The 16,990-nt window shown below is 46.7% G+C and carries 11 protein-coding genes; 4 read left to right on the top strand and 7 right to left on the bottom strand.

What is annotated here, in order from left to right; genetic code table 11:
* Positions 1-17 precede the first annotated feature (17 nt).
* A complete protein-coding gene (locus AB6B37_RS02230; protein ID WP_371397268.1) occupies positions 18-890 on the bottom strand; it encodes an ROK family protein in 873 nt (290 codons plus the stop codon).
* Between the two features lie 95 nt (positions 891-985).
* Here AB6B37_RS02230 and AB6B37_RS02225 point away from each other — a divergent pair, with 95 nt between their 5' ends.
* The gene (locus AB6B37_RS02225; protein WP_371397267.1) at positions 986-2,356 is read left to right on the top strand and encodes an MFS transporter; all 1,371 of its coding nucleotides are present in this window, start codon (positions 986-988) and stop codon (positions 2,354-2,356) included.
* The gene (locus AB6B37_RS02220) at positions 2,302-4,482 is read left to right on the top strand and encodes an alpha-galactosidase (RefSeq protein ID WP_371397266.1); all 2,181 of its coding nucleotides are present in this window, start codon (positions 2,302-2,304) and stop codon (positions 4,480-4,482) included. Before AB6B37_RS02225 ends, AB6B37_RS02220 begins: the two co-directional genes overlap by 55 nt.
* Before the next feature lie 41 nt (positions 4,483-4,523).
* On the opposite strand, the gene AB6B37_RS02215 is transcribed toward AB6B37_RS02220, so the two are convergent.
* Together AB6B37_RS02215 and AB6B37_RS02210 are read right to left on the bottom strand one after the other, a co-directional pair.
* A complete protein-coding gene (locus AB6B37_RS02215) occupies positions 4,524-5,954 on the bottom strand; it encodes a carboxylesterase/lipase family protein (protein WP_371397265.1) in 1,431 nt (476 codons plus the stop codon).
* Between the two features lie 107 nt (positions 5,955-6,061).
* The gene (locus tag AB6B37_RS02210) at positions 6,062-7,681 is read right to left on the bottom strand and encodes an alpha-amylase family glycosyl hydrolase (protein WP_371397264.1); all 1,620 of its coding nucleotides are present in this window, start codon (positions 7,679-7,681) and stop codon (positions 6,062-6,064) included.
* A gap of 748 nt (positions 7,682-8,429) precedes the next feature.
* Between AB6B37_RS02210 and AB6B37_RS02205 the strand changes: the two genes are divergently transcribed.
* Together AB6B37_RS02205 and AB6B37_RS02200 are read left to right on the top strand one after the other, a co-directional pair.
* Positions 8,430-9,716, top strand: coding sequence for a DUF6538 domain-containing protein (locus tag AB6B37_RS02205; RefSeq protein WP_371397263.1), 1,287 nt, complete (start codon positions 8,430-8,432; stop codon positions 9,714-9,716).
* A 507-nt stretch (positions 9,717-10,223) separates the two neighbouring features.
* A complete protein-coding gene (locus tag AB6B37_RS02200) occupies positions 10,224-10,658 on the top strand; it encodes a MarR family winged helix-turn-helix transcriptional regulator (protein ID WP_371397262.1) in 435 nt (144 codons plus the stop codon).
* Positions 10,659-10,943: 285 nt separating this feature from the next.
* Here the strand turns inward: AB6B37_RS02200 and AB6B37_RS02195 are convergent, their stop codons facing one another.
* Genes AB6B37_RS02195 through AB6B37_RS02180 form a run of 4 tightly spaced genes read right to left on the bottom strand, consistent with a single transcriptional unit; the run spans position 10,944 to position 16,898 of the window.
* Complete coding sequence (locus AB6B37_RS02195) at positions 10,944-12,896, bottom strand: serine hydrolase domain-containing protein (RefSeq protein WP_371397261.1); 1,953 nt, start codon at positions 12,894-12,896, stop codon at positions 10,944-10,946.
* A complete protein-coding gene (locus AB6B37_RS02190) occupies positions 12,893-13,255 on the bottom strand; it encodes a RidA family protein (protein WP_371397260.1) in 363 nt (120 codons plus the stop codon). The genes AB6B37_RS02195 and AB6B37_RS02190 overlap by 4 nt, the downstream gene beginning before the upstream one ends.
* 4 nt (positions 13,256-13,259) lie before the next feature.
* Entirely contained in the window at positions 13,260-14,738 is a 1,479-nt protein-coding gene (locus tag AB6B37_RS02185) for a M81 family metallopeptidase (protein ID WP_371397259.1), read from the bottom strand.
* Positions 14,739-14,765: 27 nt separating this feature from the next.
* The gene (locus tag AB6B37_RS02180; protein ID WP_371397258.1) at positions 14,766-16,898 is read right to left on the bottom strand and encodes a TonB-dependent receptor; all 2,133 of its coding nucleotides are present in this window, start codon (positions 16,896-16,898) and stop codon (positions 14,766-14,768) included.
* Positions 16,899-16,990: the final 92 nt, after the last annotated feature.

The raw sequence follows: 16,990 nt of genomic DNA, 5'->3' as shown, positions 1-16,990 counted from the left end.
TTCTTCCCCGTTATAATTTATCTCTGCGCTTGAATGGCAAGGCATACTGCACCCAACACCCCTGCATTGTCCCCTAATCCAGGCGTCACGATGAGCTGTTCAATTTCAGAACTTTTCATGTCAGTATATCCATTCAACAGTTTTTCTGTTTCATTTCTCACCTTGTCTAATAGACCATTCGCGAGCATAATTCCGCCGCCGAGGATGATGCGATCAGGCCGGATTGTCAGGTAAAGCGATAAGCATGCTTGCGCGAGATACCAGGATTCAATTTCCCAACCCTTGTGATTAATATCCATATCTTTTGTAGGGCCAAAACGTGCGGACAAAGCCGGAGCACTCGCGAGACCCTCCAGGCAATTACGATGAATACTGCAAATGCCTTCAAAGTCGTCATGTTGATGACGCTCAAGTCTAATATGACCAAACTCCGGATGTGTTGGCGCGCCAACAAATCCACCGTTCAAAAATATCCCGGCCCCTATTCCTGTGCCAATGGTTACATAAGCTGCACTATTTACGCCCTGAGCTCGTCCCCATTGCATCTCGCCCAGTAAAGCACCATTCACATCCGTGTTGACGACGCAATTTACTCCTAAAGCATTATCGAAACCGGATTTTAAATTGACGCCAGACCAACCCTTTTTGGGCGTTTCCAGTATTTGCCCGTATCGTGAAGAGGTCGGATCAATATCAATCGGACCAAAACTTGCAATTCCCAAGCCGGAAATTGAATCGAGATGACGTGTAAAAAAACTAATGCACGCTTTCAGAGTTTGTGCAGAGTCGAGCGATGGAAACCTAGCTTGTTCAAAGATTGTTCCATCTTGCCCAGCGACAACGCATTTAAACGTAGTGCCCCCCGCATCTATCCCGCCAAATTTTTTCATAGCCTTACATTTCATAAAAATTCGAAAAATACAATCGATTGTTGTTTCTTTTAAAAATCTGTTGTAAGGCGGTTTTAATTAAAGGGGAAATTCGTATGGCGCTTAGTCAAAATTCAACGTCTCAGGACGACACAAACGAGCATAAACCTTACTTAAACCCTTGGCGTATCCTGGAAATGAATCTAGGGTTTTTAGGCCTTCAATTCAGTTTCGGCCTTCAACAGGGCCAAGTCACCCCAATCTATAAATATTTAGGAGCGGAAGACGCCTCCATACCGCTTCTCGCTCTGGCAGGGCCGCTTACCGGGCTTATTGTGCAACCTATTGTTGGCGCTTTGTCCGACAAAACGCTGTCCCGGTGGGGACGGCGCACGCCCTATTTCGTTCTTGGCGCGATTATGTGCTCCGTGGGCTTGTTCTTTATGCCTCTCAGTATGAGTCTCATGATGGCTGTTTCCTGTCTATGGATAATGGATGCTGGTAACAACATGACAATGGAACCATATCGAGCCTATATCAGTGATCGACTACGGCCTGAGCAAAGACAATTTGGCTTTTTGACACAAAGTGCATTTACGGGCCTCGCTCAAATGCTAGCCTTCCTAGCACCATCAATAATGGTGTATGTTTTTGGAATAAGCATCAATGATGTCGATGCGAATAACATCCCGAAATTCGCAAAATATGCTTTCTTCATAGGTGCCTTTCTTTCAATAACAACCGTATTATGGTCAATTAGCCGCGTCCCTGAACTTCCATTAACCGAGGAAGAAATTCAGTCGATCAAAGGCAAACCCAAGGGGTTCATCGGTACGTTTGGCGAAATATGGCATGCCATCATTGAAATGCCGGTAGCCATGCGAAAACTGGCCTTGATGAGCCTTTTTCAGTGGTATGGCATATCCTGCTACTGGGGATATGTGGTACTTTCGATCGGTCGAAGCGTATTCGGAACAGCGGACTCGAGTTCCGAAGGATTTCGGGTTGCAACGCTAGCTAACGGGGAAATGGCCGCCTTCTATAATGGGCTTGGATTCTTCGCGGCATTTGCCATGATACCACTGGCCAAGAGGTTTGGCGCAAACCGCCTGCATGCTCTATGCCTTGTTCTCGGCGGCATAGGAATGCTCATAATACCGAACATAACAGAGCGCTGGATGTTATTTTTACCGGCCATTGGTGTTGGGATTGCGTGGGCAAGTATAATGGGAAATCCTTACGTAATATTGGCAAACTCCATCCCGGCAGATCGGACCGGTGTCTATATGGGAATATTCAATATGATGATTGTTATCCCAATGTTGATTGTTGCGGCGACCCTGCCGTTTTTCTACAACAGTTTGCTTGGGGGTGACCCAGGAAACGTGCTGCGAATGTCCGGTGTTTTACTTTTCTTGGCCGCTATTTCAGTATGGTGGGTCAAAACAGACACATCAAACCAACCCCCAACGCCAGCAAACATATGATCTCAAAAATAATTTCTCTTCAGGGTCGAGGCACAAGCCTTATCCTTGAGACTGAAGGCAACGCACTGCCCATTTGGCGTTACTTTGGCGCCAAATTGTCGGCAGATCCAGACTTCGCATCATGGCAAGACACAACCCCGAGGGCCAGCTTTTCTCTAGATAAGAACCAACCCTTTCGAACAATACCTCTATTTGGAAATGGTTGGTTTAATACGCCAGCGTTCACAGCTCATCGGCATGGCCGGGACTGGGCGCATGAAATATCGGAATGCAGAGTTCAAACTTCTAACAAAGAAATAAGTATCGTCAGCTTGGATAAGGTCGCTCAGATTGAGTTTATCCAAACTATCAGACTTGAACCCGAATTCGATGTATATGCCTTTCAGACAACCGTAAAAAATCTGGGTTCTGAAACTTTAAATGTCGACAGGTTAATGGCTGGCTCAATTCCGGTTCAATCACATTTCAATCGTGTTAACAGCTTTACCGGTCGCCATAATAATGAGTTTATTCCCGTCAGCGATGGAATCACCCGATCCGGTTGGCAACGTATTAACCGCAGAGGGCTGACTTCGCACGACTGCCCACCTTATGCCCGCGTAATGTCACCGACAACGGGCGGTTTCTCAGGGCCAGTCATGGCGGCCCATCTCGCCTGGTCTGGCAATCACGAACAATTGATTGAATGGTGCGACTATGGATTTTACATCTGGCAAAGCGGTGCATGGTACGCTCCGGGAGAAATCCGGCTTGCAACAGGCGAACAAATAAAATCCCCAGAGTGGTTGGTAAGCTTTTCCGAAAACGGTGAAAATGGCGTCGCGCAAAACCTCATAAATCATATGCGCTCTCTAAGTCCGTTATGGACTTCAGGGCAAATGTCACCTCGCCCCGTTCACCTAAATACGTGGGAAGGTTTATATTTCGACCATAATGAACAGGACCTCATGGAGCTTGCCAGCTCGGCCGCTGATTTGGGGGTGGAACGCTTTATCGTCGATGATGGCTGGTTCGCAGGCCGCCATGACGACACATCATCTCTGGGCGATTGGTGGGCCGATGCTGACAAATATCCTGATGGCTTAGCGCCCCTTGCAAATCATGTGAAAAGCTTAGGCATGGAATTTGGCTTATGGGTGGAACCTGAAATGGTTAACCCAAAAAGTCGGCTCTTTGAAAAACATCCCCAGTGGGCTTTACAATTACCACAAAGAACCCCGTTAGAGTCCCGAAACCAATTGGTTTTGGACATGACGAATAGAGACGTTCAAAACTATCTTTTTGAAAAAATAGAAAGCCTGTTAACAAACCTGCCCATTGATTATTTGAAATGGGATCATAACCGGGATCTGACGCAAGCCGGATCTGATGGCTTCGCTGTTTACACAGATCAGATAAATGCCAGTTATGCGCTTTTTCAAACAATCCGCGACGCATATCCCAACGTTGAGATTGAAGCTTGTGCTGGAGGTGGCGGCCGGATTGATGCAGGCATCCTTCGGCTTACTCACAGAGTTTGGGCGAGTGATTGCATTGATGCTGTCTCACGAAAACGCATACAAGACGGATTTCTTGAATATCTTCCGCCAGAAATAATGGGCACTCACATCGGTGCTTCGCCTGCCCATTCAACCGGCCGAAGTCAGAATATGGACTTCAGAGCAGCCATGGCGATTATTGGGCATTTTGGAATAGAACTGGACCCGCGAAAAATTCCTGAGCCCGAAAAAGAGAAGATAAAATCCTGGGTCAACCTATATAAAAATATTAGGAACATCACGCATACGGGACAGGTTTGGCGAGGCAATGTCGGCGACCATGTGGCCTGGCAGGTCCTTGGCAATAAAGATAAGTTTTACGCCTTCATTTTCCGAATGCAACCGACTGAACAACGTTTCCCCCCTTACGTCAGTTTGCCAATGGTCGATTTGAGGACACAATATTTCGTTGAAAGGGTCGATCCTCAAAAAGGTCAGTTTGACGGTTTCACCGGAAAAGAGTTTCTATCATTGGACTCTCAAGGGAAAAAGTTCTCGGGAGACGTCTTATGTCAGGTTGGAATTAGGCTGCCCTTTATGAAAGCAGAGCGATGTATCGTTCTGAAGTTTAGCGCCATATCAGAGTAAAACGGAACATTTGAGACCCGAGCCTTTGGTGGAGTTTGTTCCTATTTTGAGGTCGGTGTCGCGCCACCGTCCATATCAAATATGAGCGAGCTTCGTTGCTCATTGAAACGTTTCCACTCAACCAATCCCTCTCCGTTTGGGTTTCCACTCTTGGTAAAATTGACAAGATAATTCAATACGGTTTCACTCGCTCTGCGATCTTTATCGTCCGTCTCTGCCCCGTATTTTTCATTGACCGTTCCGAAGAAAAACGGAATTTCACTGGCATGCGCTGCGCCCTTGGTCTCGGGCGTACGGATACTTTCAGCGACGTAATCATATGTATAATGCCAAACCGGAGCACCTGCTTCTGCCATGGCGTCCGCAACGTCTAGAGCACCTTTGATCATAAAACCTTCCGGTCCGCCAATATCATCACTTGTTGGGCCAATCATGACAGGCACTTTTGGGAATGTGCCCCGTCTATATTCGTCGATCATGTTAACAGCCACATTTCTATCCGCGACCATAGAACCGGGTCCAGGCGGCAAATCCAAATCAGGTCTGAACATGGCTGTAAACATGGTGTCAAGATTAAAGCCATCGATCACATCTTCGACACTCAATTCACGCAACGCGGTAGCGGCTGAAACGCCTTCCCCGTGGATGCCCTTCGACTGCGCAAAATTTATAGCTTTTTGCTTCGCACTGTCTGCATTCTCACCGGAAATATCACCGTCCGCCCCGGATTGTATGACGACGCCATGGACGAGATCTTTCGCCATAGGCGATGTCAGCATAGCGTGAACCGACATTCCGCCGGCACTTTCGCCAATCAATGTAACACGATCCGGATCTCCGCCAAAATCGCTTATATTATCTTTTATCCAGGTCAGAGCCGTGACCTGATCTAATAGGGCAAAATTTCCGCTGACTTCTGCGTCCGTTGCGTCCTCTTGTAAGGCGGGATGAGCAAAAAAGCCAAATCGGCCCAAACGATAATTAAAACTGGCAAAAATTATTCCCTGGTCTGCGATATACTCACCTGAATACGTATCAGGTGAAGCCCCTCCATTGACAAAACCACCTCCATGAATCCAGACCATAACGGGCAGATCATCACCTGCTTTCGCGCCTGCGGGGCGCCAGACATTCATAAACAGACAGTCCTCTGAAGGCTCTGTTCCTAATGGGGCCGCATCGCTGGGAAACGGAATTTGCGCGCAATCACTACCATATTCGGTAGCCGGGAAAACTCCACGCCACGGCTCCGTTGGCTGAGGCGCGCGCCATCGCAGGTCTCCTATAGGCGCCGCCGCATAAGGAATACCTAGAAAGGCTTCCGTGCCGTTGGCCGACTGTTTGCCGGAAATCACGCCAGAACTCGTTTTTACCTGCCATCTCATAACGTCATTATTCTGTGGAACGCTCTCGCACCCCACCATAAAAACACCCGCGCATAACACCAAACACAACTTTTTCACAGTTCTCATCGTCTCCCTTTTTCTGGCATATGTTAAGGCATATCGAGTGAAAGCGCTGATGTGAACATCTTAATTGAAGAAGCAATAGTTGATGCGGAATGCCCTGCAAAGACGGCTCATGTCTCGACATCGACCTCGAAACACCCCCACCCGAATGGTTCTATTTCCAACTGTTCCTTTAAGAGGACAGATTCCCCTTTCAACAGCTTTATAGAACAAGTCTCCCAGAACTCCGAAGCATCAACAGTGGTTGATTGATCCGTAAAATTAAAAACGCAAACATAACCAGTTTTATCCAACACCCGTTTCCAGGCTATGAAACTGCTGTTTTTCGGAAACAGACTCATTTGACCTTGACGAAGACACACATCATTCCTGCGCCAAGCCAGCATATTCCGATAATGATTAAGAAGTGATCCCGCGTCTTTCTCCTGTAGATCAACGCTTTTCGAGAGATGGGTCTTCCCTACTCTGAGCCAGGGTTTTTCCCCTTTGCTGAATCCAGCGTTTTGTTGTTGGTTATCCCAAACCATGGGCGTCCGACATCCGTCGCGGCCCTTGTATTTTGGCCACATGGACAAACCATCGGGATCGACAAGTTCCTCAAATGGTATTTCAACATCTTCTAATCCTAGCTCTTCTCCCTGATAAATACAAAAAGGCCCATCTAAGCAGACGAGGAACGCGATGAACATACGCAGCTGTTGTGGATTAGGTTCTGCGCCGCCCCATCGAGTGGCTAGTCGCGGGACATCATGATTTCCAAGCGCCCATACAGGCCGACCTTCGCCATAACTCAACCAACGCGATAATAGACCATAGAGATACTCCACAGAGCCGTCGGGCTTTAGCATATCGAAGCTGTAAGCCATTTGGAGCAAGTGTGAACCCCGCGTATAATCAACTTGTTGACGCAGGCCATCGTCATCGCCAATTTCCCCGAGCAGTAACTTACCTCCATAAGCATCTGCCAGTGTTCGGATTCGTTTCAAAAAATCGAGGTTTTCAGGCTGACTTCGGCAATATTTGTGAGCTTGCCAGTCATGTGGCTTCGGCCCTTGGGGTACGTTTTCCTTGATGGGATTATCCCGCAACAATTGATCATGAAAATAAAAAGAACAGGCATCCAACCGGAAACCATTTACTCCCAGATCAAACCAGAACCTGGCCACATCAAGGATCGCGTCTTGAACCTCCGAATTATGAAGATTGAGATCGGGCTGCGATTTCAAGAAATTATGAAGGTAATATTTGTGTCGCCCAGAATCCCAAGTCCAGGCAGGGCCGCCAAATACGGAAAGCCAATTATTAGGAGGGCTTCCGTCCGGCTTTGCATCCTCCCATACATACCAGTCTGCCTTTGGGTTCTGATCATCACGACGGCTCTCTTCAAACCAAATATGCTGATCTGATGAATGGGACCAAACTTGATCAATCATAACTTGCAGACCCAGCGCGTGGGCTTCCTTCAATAAACTTTTAAAATCGTCTATAGTCCCAAATAGCGGATCTATCTCTTCGTAATCGGACACATCATATCCGAAGTCTTTCATGGGGCTTTTAAAGAATGGAGAAATCCAGACGATATCAACACCGAGTTTCGCGATGTAGTCAAGTCTCGATCGAATGCCGTTTAGGTCTCCTACTCCATTACCGGTCGTATCCTGAAATGATCTGGGGTAAACCTGATATATAGAATATCCGTTATAGGCATCTTTTGAGAAATTTTTATTCATATCTGAATTCCGGTCTCAGTTTTCGCGATTAGACTTATCATAAGACCAGAATTTTACAAACGGTTGTAGTTAAGATATTTTGGAGCAAACCATGTCAATTACTCTTTGCTTTCTTTATCGCGCTTACTGATGGAGTAAGTCGTATCACTGTCGAGTGCAGCCTTCTAAATGAATACTCATCCAACCAAGCCATAATCACCCTAATTTACTAGATGTCTTATTTCGGAGTGCACACATACGACACACGCAGACCTCTTTAGGTCATTGAACTTATTTAATAGCCTGAATTGTCCATTAAGGTATGTCGCTTTCGATACTTACCTGGACCTCTCTTTGGCTACTATGGGAAGGAAAGACTGGCACCGGATAAGCAAAACCTCTTTGAATGATTCCTGCAGAACCCGCGTCATAAATTCATAGTATGAGTCCGTTATTGGGACTCACATTTGCAAGAATGTTCAATCAAAAAACTTCTCTGCGAAACCGTGTTCATACGTTAGAGAAGCGTGCCACAAATGATGAAACATGCTGTGCCACAATTCTGGATTTGACCTATTTAACATATTGTTTTATATTGTTTTTATCACTTAGCATCGTGCTGTGTGGGGGCACCATTTTCCTATCATAGCAAGTTGCGTAAGCCTCTGAAAAGTCTCGGAAAATCCCTCTTTCCTTTACTTTCCATACGGTAACTCGCGCGATTTGCCTCACTTCTTGCCTTACAAAAGGCTACACAGGAGATGGCAGGTTGAAGGCGATTAGACGACCCGACCAGTACCTACGGCTACGCGGTGATATATGGCATTATGTGCGGCGCGTGCCCAAGGCCGTCAGCCACATAGACGACCGCACATTGATATACCGCTCCCTCGATACAGATAGCCGCAAGGTTGCCCGCCAGCGGCGGGACATATGCGCCGATGAAGACGAGCAACGCTGGCACAAGATAATGCCGAGCAGTTTCACGTCAACACCGAGAGAAGTCCACTTCCGCGACGTAAGCCAACATGCCCGCTCGCTAGGGTTCAACTATGAGCCAATGGATAGCTTGATTTCGCGCGATACGGTCTCGGATTTATTAAGCCGCTTGCAAGCCATAGCGCCATTACAGGAAGCGCCGCAGCCCAAAGAAGCGCAGGACGCCGAAGCCTTGCTAGGCGTTGCTAAGACGCCATCCGCGACCATCACGCAGGCCATGGATTTATACTTGTCAGAGATCGTCGCCGACGAACTCGCCAGTAAGTCACCAGAGCAAGTAAAGAACTTTTCCAAAATCAAACGCCGCGCTGTGGCGAACTTCGTGACCATAAATGGCGATATAGATATGCGGGATATTACCCGCGAACATGCTCATGCTGTTCGTAAATTCTGGCATGAGCGCATCCATCCGAAGGACGGCTCCAAGCCTATGAGCGGCAGTAGCGGCAACAAAGACTTGGGCAGTTTACGTAAACTTTACCGCCGATATTTTGAGCACATCGGCGAAGAAGAGCGTGAGAACCCTTTTCGCAATATGCGGTTCAAGGACAAAATTATAACGAAGGTTCTGCCCTTCAAAGACGATTGGGTTAGGTCACGCATACTCGCGTCAGATGTTTTTGAAGGCCTTAATAGGCAAGGCGCACTCCTCTGCATGGCCCTTATTGAGACTGGATGCAGACCAAGCGAATTGGCCAATATCAGGCCCGAGAATATACGGCTGGAGGCCGAGGTTCCGCATATTCGCATCCGTCCAACGAGAGACAGAGAGCTAAAATCAGGCGCATCGGTTAGAGATATTCCGCTTGTGGGCGTTGCGCTGGAGGCTACGCGGCCTACAGTTTGCGCTACTGACGCAATTGCTCGCGAGGGTACAAATTTATCACTCAGCATTGGTAGATGCAGCGCCGCTCAGATCCTGAGCATCTTCAGCCAGCGTCGTAAGGGCGCCCGAGAGCATGGGTTGCATTTGATTATTAACAAAACGCTGAACAAATGGCCGCTTGAAACCAGCATTTGGTTTCACCTTATACGTCCAGGTCATCCTTGTTTCTGAGTCTGATAATGGCTCAAAAGCCTGTATGCCGTGAACATAGGAAACATTTTTACCAACTTCATTTGTGGCATTCCAAATTTGGTACTCAAAGGCGGCCTCTGTATTGGATAAAACTTTTTCTAATACAAAGTGACCATCACTTAGCTCAACACGGCGCGTTGCGCCTGTGCTGGGCCACTCCCCCTCAAAGTAAACGGCATCCACAGGCCCGGCAAAGTCCTCACCTCCGTCCATTGCGGCGACAACTTTATTTCCGTCTTCCAGCCATGCACGAAGCGCAGCGCGTTCCATCGGAAAATCTTGGACGATGACAGTTTGAGCATAGCCCTTTCCAGTTATAGCCGGCTTCGTCGAAAAATCAGAAGGTGGAACAGCGGGTGGGGCTGGCGTACTTGAGCAGGCGGTTATAATAGAAGCTGTGGCAATCAGTAAAAGGGTTCGCATAATAATCTCCAATTTGTTACGAAGTACGTAACACATATTACGAATTACGCAATAGATTAGATTATGAAAAAAAATACAGATAGATTGTTAGGGGCTGTTGACGCCTTACTTACCCGGTATCTTTTGGCTGGTGCAGACGGGCAACCTCGACCCATGCGCTACAATCCGCTCGATTATCAAAGCCTCAAATTTATTGAAAACCACCCCGATTGCCGGCCAACCGATATTTGCCAGGCTTTGTTTTTGCCGCCAACCACGGTTCAATCTGTTTTGGATAGGCTTTGCAAATTGAGGCTCATTAGCAAACATGGTCATCCAACGGACAAGCGTGCCAGAATTTACAAATTGACGGAGGAAGGCACCCGCATGCGCGGTAGAATTCTTGCCCAGGATAGAGCTAACATGCAAGAAATGCTAAATTCGCTGACAGAACCGGAACAAGATCAAATGCTTGGCCTCATGGAAAAAGTTGAGAAACATCTGCGGTCGGCAATGTGACGTTATCCAAAGCAACATCTATATGAACTTTCATTCTTCATACCCCTGATATCGCTAAGCCCCTCTACTGAAGTCAGGATGATCCCAATAGCGGACATTAGCCGAGCAGCTTAACCTTAAGCGCGACTCAGCTTCACAGAGCATTTAAAATGATAAGCTATCTTCTTGATGGGTGGCATTTTATGTTCATTAGATTGTGTGCAGAAGCTAATGTTTGGTATTCGTGGATTGCTAAGGATATATCAAACAGAAGTTTAGACCGAAATTATAATCTGATTTACATCTTTACCATTTGAAACCTATCATGTTCCATTCATGTAAAATCAGAATCAGCAGCACTAAACAAAATGCGAAAGAAACTTGGATGACGTTCTCTTTGCCTGCTAAATCACGCTTAACCAAATAAAACAGTATGCGCCCTGTCTGGGCCGCCCAAAGTGGTATTGAAATTAGAATGGCTATAACAAGAATTTTCAAAAATGACGTTGGCCAAATGTAGACAATTTCAGTGCCAAATTGAGCCAATTGATGGAGCGATAGAGCAAATAGAACTACAACTAAAATAACACTAAGAGGACTGAGTATTCCTAGTGCAGTCCAGACTGTCGACGATGTCACCTTAGACTTAAACTTTATGAGGCTTGCTACCAGCTGTGTTAATGCAGCCACCAGGGCTAAGGCAAAAATTGAAAACAACAAGGTAAGTGAGCTGCTAAGAGATTGCCGTTCATAAGCTATATGTCCTTCAGTTGAATAGAAACGATGCATCGATCCACCAGTGTCACTCTCGAACATTATCACTTTCCCGCTTTGGGTGTTTTCAAATTTTCGATCTCCAAGAAAGCGATAGGTGCCTTGATCCACTTTTGGGCCACTAATTAGCAGCTTATTATTCTCCCCTGCTTTAATTTTTACTAGCCCTGCAAATGGGTAGAAAATTTTTTCTAACTTCGTGAAAGACCTACGATTGGTAAGATAGTTGCCAGTGTAAGGTGAAACGTCTTGAAGGGGGACTGAAGGACGCTCATTGTCACCTGAAGTTAAAAAGTTCTCGGTCAGAATTCGTTCCGCTAAGTCATGTGGCGCCAATGGGTTCCTAGCGCCATTAGTCGTTATGAAAACACCAAGCTGCTTATCGGGAACAAGTATCATGGATGAAAATGAGGTAAGCGTCGCCCCCCGGTGATGGAGTGTTTCATACCCTTCAAGCTCTCCATTGAGGAGACCGAAAGCGAAATCTGTTGCACCAATGCGGTTAGAATAGGGGCGTGTACGGAACTGATCAAGTGTTATTGGGTTTAGCATCTGAAACTTACCCGGATGTTCAGAACTCACTATGGCTAACATGAAACGCGCCATGTCATTTGGCGTTGAGGATATTGCGCCTGCAGGACTAACGTGGCCAATATATTCAAAAGACTGTAATTCAGGCCCTTGCTTATCAACCGAATAAACGGATGCTAGGCGAGCCGCCAACTCGGGAGACATTCCACCGCCAATGAGGCTGTTGGGCTCCAAGGCTGTTGACGATTTCATTTCAAGCGGCGCAAAAATATGATTAGTTATATAGTCATCGTAACTCTTACCTGAGACTATCTCTATGATGCGCCCCGCCAATCCAACAGAATAATTTGAGTATGATGTTACACTTCCTGCTTGCCTTACCCGACTAGGTTGATGCCGTTTTAAAAAAGCCTCAAGGCTAATTTGGTCCTTTGGATCGCGCTCGAATAAATAGCCGGCAGCCCCATCTTCAAATCCAGTGCGGTGCGTGAATAGATCTTTGACCTTTATGGGACCAAAGCGGCCATCTGGAATCTGGAAGTCACCTAAATAGTCATTGATGTTTGCATCAATCTTGACTTGTCCTGCTTCGACTAATTGCATAAGTGCGGTAAAGGTGAACGCCTTTGTTACAGAACCCACGCGAAATAAATGTAAAGAAGGATCAACGGATATTTGATTATCTAAATCTGCATAGCCGTGACCAGAAAGATGGATAATTTTGCCACAATGGACTACGGAAACGCCCATCCCTACAATGCTCTGGGATTGAATAAGCGGGGTTGCAATGCGCTCTATATATTCCTCAATTGAGGCAGCTTTGATACTATCAAAACCTATACATGTTTCAGTTTGTCCCTGCGCATATGTGGTGTGGCCCATGAGGGCAGAAAGGAATATAAATAGACATATTAAATGCCTGACGACGATGTTCTCTGCCAGCTTACGCTTCATTCCGGCAAGCGGGCAATAACTTCTATCTCAATAAGAGCGCCGTCTATGAGAAGTCCCGAGATGACAGTTGAGCGGGTTGGATAGTGTCCTGGATCAAAGAACTGCGCATAAGCCGCATTAAATCCGGCAAAATCGCTTTTATTTGTCAGCCAGATAGTTGTTTTAATGACGTCCTTTAGACTGATACTATGCTTTTTGAGTACGGTTTCGATATTAAGCATAACCTGCTTGGTTTGTGCTTCAATGCCGCCGTTTATCAAAACGCCAGGTTCCCCAAAGGCAAGTTGTCCCGACAAGTAAAGCGTATCATTATGTCGAATTGCCGGCGAAAGCGGGATTTTTGAAAGGTCGATTGCCATAGTTTTACCCTGCTTTCTTACCAGACTGATCGAAAGGGTTTTCGACCTTTGGCCAGTAGTTGCTATCCCGTTTCGTATAGGGGATCGTTGTGAAATCAGGTGTAATGGCCCCAGGCGTTTTCATATGAATGACTTCGCAAGCAATTGGAGCGAAACGGTCATAGAAATGGTTCGAAGACTTAACCACAATGATTTTCATTTTGGATAGGTCTAATCCAAGTTGCTCAAAAGCTTGCGGATCGAAAAGCTGCGACCTGTGATCATTGACGAGTAAATATACACCGTCAGCCTCTAATATGGCAGCCGTGCCCATGGGCATATCCAAATCACCAAATTTCTGGGATAATCCAGACTTTATAGCGTGTACTTTTACCGTTAAATCAACAGGATCACCGGACGCCGTTCCCATCTTCCCACCAATTCGTAAGCGTAGCACGGCACCTTCACCGGCTTCTTGACATTGGCGAATAACGATTGGATCCCAAAACATACCAAGAGCAACGTCTTTCAGTTTCCGTTCAAGAACAGCTTTTAAAACAAAGGTGGAATCTCCTGGTGCGCCGCCCCCCGCATTATCGGCAAAGTCTCCAAGGACAACGGGTTTTCCCTCACGAAGGGTCGATACGCGGTCTAGCGCTTCATCGATTGTCGGGAAACTATTTTTTATCTGGTGACGCAAGTCCCATAGCTCTTCACCGAATTCACGCGCGACCCGATCGGCAAGCGTTGGGTCGCCATCGGTTATCGCCAACATTTTTGATGTTGTATCCGCTGTATCACCCCATGGAAAACCATGAGCAAAAGACAAGGACAAAACACCGTTTTTTCCTTCGGCATCCATCATCTTATCAACAAGCGACCGCATGGGTTCACCGGGCGTAAAGAACATTTCAATCATGCGGCAATCATAAGCCCGCATGACGGGGTTGATTTTACCCTCGGCTGCGTCGGCTATCAAGGCAAATAAGTCGTGAGCGCGGTCCGAAATATCGATATGTGGGTATTCTTTATAGGCAACGATGACGTCGGCAGCCTCTAACATTAAGGAGGTAAGATGGCAGTGCGGATCTATCTCTAATCCGATTTTTGCATCCGACCCAACTATGTCTCGACAACGCCGCATAAGATCGCCCTCACAATCGTCGATATGTTCTGCAACCATTGCGCCATGCATCGTTAGAAGAATAATATCAACAGGAAGAGAGGCTTTCAGGTCTGTCAAAATTTCTTCGACAAAACCCTCATATACGGATTTTACTGTCGGTCCTGCGGGTTGAGCAAAAGCCGCTAAACTCTCGACGACATCCCATCCGCGAGCCTCTGCGCGTTCTCTCCAGACATGCATTGGCGCTCCGAACCCATTTGGCGCGCTTTGGGTCGCGTCCCCATGCGCAATTAGGCCTTCTTCAAAACCAATGCGTCCCGTTGGCATAGGAGAGAAGGTATTGGTCTCAGTCGCCAATCCTGCAATAAAAATCTTCACCGTAAGGACCCGTCTATATGCCGAGGGCTAATTCTTAGCACTGCCAAAGTTAACACGTAATTCCACCCCATAGGTTAAGGGATCGCTGTAGGTTGAGCGCGGAACCCCCAAGAATGAGCGAGAATTATAGAGCTGCGTGACTTCATCCGTAAGGTTTTTCCCCCACAGATAAACTCCCCATGCATTATTGTTTGGCTCATACCCAATCCGGCCATTTAAGAAGCTGGCTGACTCATTTAAGTTTACAGCTTCATTATTCGGGTTGGAGAAATATTCATCGCGATAAGAGAAATCTGCTTGTGCAACGAACTCACCATTAGCGACCGGGTAATTTAAATCGGCCCCAAAGCTAAGCGAATTTTTAGGCGCTTCTGACGGAACATTCCCATCGAAATCCACACCAGGCCCGCCGCCATCTTTAAACTCATCGAATTCTGCGTCCGTATAACCCCAGTTTGCGAATAGGCGCAGATTTTCATTAACGATAATATTTGCATCGATTTCAAACCCTTTAGAGGTCACCTCACCTGCATTTGTTACTGTTAATTGTGTGCCCCCATTTGCGAGTTGTGCAAAACTAAAGACCTGAAAGTCTTTGTGTTTTTGCAAGAAAGCCGCGGCGTTAAGACGAAGGCGGCTATCAAACAATGTCGCTTTATAACCCAATTCAAATGCATCCACTTTTTCATCATCAAAGGGCAGCGCCTCGATATTGGCAATGAAATCGGCGTTCCACCCACCAGATTTAAAGGCCTTCGAATAGCGAGCATATGTCATGATGTCGTCAGTCGCGAACCAGTTAAGGCTGGCGGAATATGATAAGTCCGACTCGGAACGGCTATCAACGAGCGAACCTGAAGTAAACAAGCCAATTCGGTCATCAATAACGTAATCAAAGTCTTTTGACTCGTCAGTATAACGCAGGCCCGCCGTCATTTGAAGTTGGTCCGTTAAATCATAGTTGCCATGAATAAAGGCTGCAATGGTCTCAGCCTCAAGTGTTTCCTCGTGCGTCACCGAACGATAAATTGCTGGAAATGCGGGATTTAGAGCCGCGAGAAGGGCTCTCGCTTGCGCTGAACCCTCGATATCTTGGTTAAGGTAATAAAGCCCCGCAACATAGTCGAAGCGGTCAAATTCAGGGGATGCTATGCGAAATTCCTGAGAAATATTGTCAGCTTGTTCGGTAACAAAGTCGGTCGTCGCTGCAGGAAATGAAGAATAGTCTTCATCGACATCGGTCACCTTACGTGTGGTTGACCTTAATCCAGTGATAGAAGTTAGCTCATACCCATTGTCAAACGCATGGGTAACCGTCAGGGCTGCGCCTTGAGATCTTGTATAGGCTTGTCCGACTGCGTCCAATGAAACTTCATAAATTTCGGGAGCGGCTGCATCAGCTGTGCTTTCCGCAATTAATGGTTTGAAGTCATTCTCCGAGAAATCAACCGCTAAGCTAGCGGTTGTGCTAGGAGAGACATCAAGCTCCGCGCCAAATCGAGCGGCAAATTCATCGGTATTTCCATAATTTACATCTGTCGCGACATCATTGGTAAAACCGTCGCGTTCTCTCTTGGAAAGTGTCAGCTTAGTCCGCAAACTGTCTGATACGGGTAAATCAATGCCCGCTGTTCCGGACACAAGTCCGTAATTACCGAGTTGACCGCGCGCAAAGGCACCAAATTCCTCTGAGGGCTTACGCGTCGTAATATTGATCGCACCAGAGACCGTGTTTTTACCAAATAATGTTCCCTGCGGTCCACGCAGTATTTCAATGTTTTCCACATCTAAAGTCAAAGCATTGGCGCCTACAGAGCGACCTACCCATACCCCGTCAATGTAAACACCTATACGGTTTTCATAGCCGGGATTACGAGAGCGGTCAGCGATACCTCGCACACCAAATGCTAAATTAGTTGGGTCTTGACCCTGAATGGTCACGTTCGGGGTCGAGTATTGTAGGTCCTGTATTGTAGCTGCCTGCACGCGTTCAATGTCGCCTGCGCTCACAACAGATATCGCCAAAGGTACGTCTTGAACACTTTGAGAACGTTTCTGCGAAGTCACAATAATTTCATCAAACCCAGCCGTTTGAGCCTGAGCGTTGATCGCAAATCCTGAACAGATTAACGATGTCGTTAAAAGCATGAAGCGTTTCATAGCCTTACTCCCCTGATCAGACCTTTAATTGGGTCCATTTATTAATATTAAGATATAATTACTGATTTCCAATCGCAAATCAAGTTATTTAT

The sequence above is a fragment of the Fretibacter rubidus genome, from assembly GCF_041429785.1.
In the GTDB taxonomy this organism is placed as follows: domain Bacteria; phylum Pseudomonadota; class Alphaproteobacteria; order Caulobacterales; family Maricaulaceae; genus Fretibacter; species Fretibacter rubidus.
Note: the sequence above shows the minus strand (reverse complement) of the source record. Positions and strands in the feature narration are given on the sequence as shown.

Bases quoted from the DNA above. Each gene is read 5' to 3' on its own strand.
- AB6B37_RS02230 (WP_371397268.1), bottom strand. From the start codon at position 890: ATGAAAAAATTTGGCGGGATAGATGCGGGGGGCACTACGTTTAAATGC.
- AB6B37_RS02225 (WP_371397267.1), top strand. From the start codon at position 986: ATGGCGCTTAGTCAAAATTCAACGTCTCAGGACGACACAAACGAGCAT.
- AB6B37_RS02220 (WP_371397266.1), top strand. From the start codon at position 2,302: ATGGTGGGTCAAAACAGACACATCAAACCAACCCCCAACGCCAGCAAA.
- AB6B37_RS02215 (WP_371397265.1), bottom strand. From the start codon at position 5,954: ATGAGAACTGTGAAAAAGTTGTGTTTGGTGTTATGCGCGGGTGTTTTT.
- AB6B37_RS02210 (WP_371397264.1), bottom strand. From the start codon at position 7,681: ATGAATAAAAATTTCTCAAAAGATGCCTATAACGGATATTCTATATAT.
- AB6B37_RS02200 (WP_371397262.1), top strand. From the start codon at position 10,224: ATGAAAAAAAATACAGATAGATTGTTAGGGGCTGTTGACGCCTTACTT.
- AB6B37_RS02195 (WP_371397261.1), bottom strand. From the start codon at position 12,896: ATGAAGCGTAAGCTGGCAGAGAACATCGTCGTCAGGCATTTAATATGT.
- AB6B37_RS02190 (WP_371397260.1), bottom strand. From the start codon at position 13,255: ATGGCAATCGACCTTTCAAAAATCCCGCTTTCGCCGGCAATTCGACAT.
- AB6B37_RS02180 (WP_371397258.1), bottom strand. From the start codon at position 16,898: ATGAAACGCTTCATGCTTTTAACGACATCGTTAATCTGTTCAGGATTT.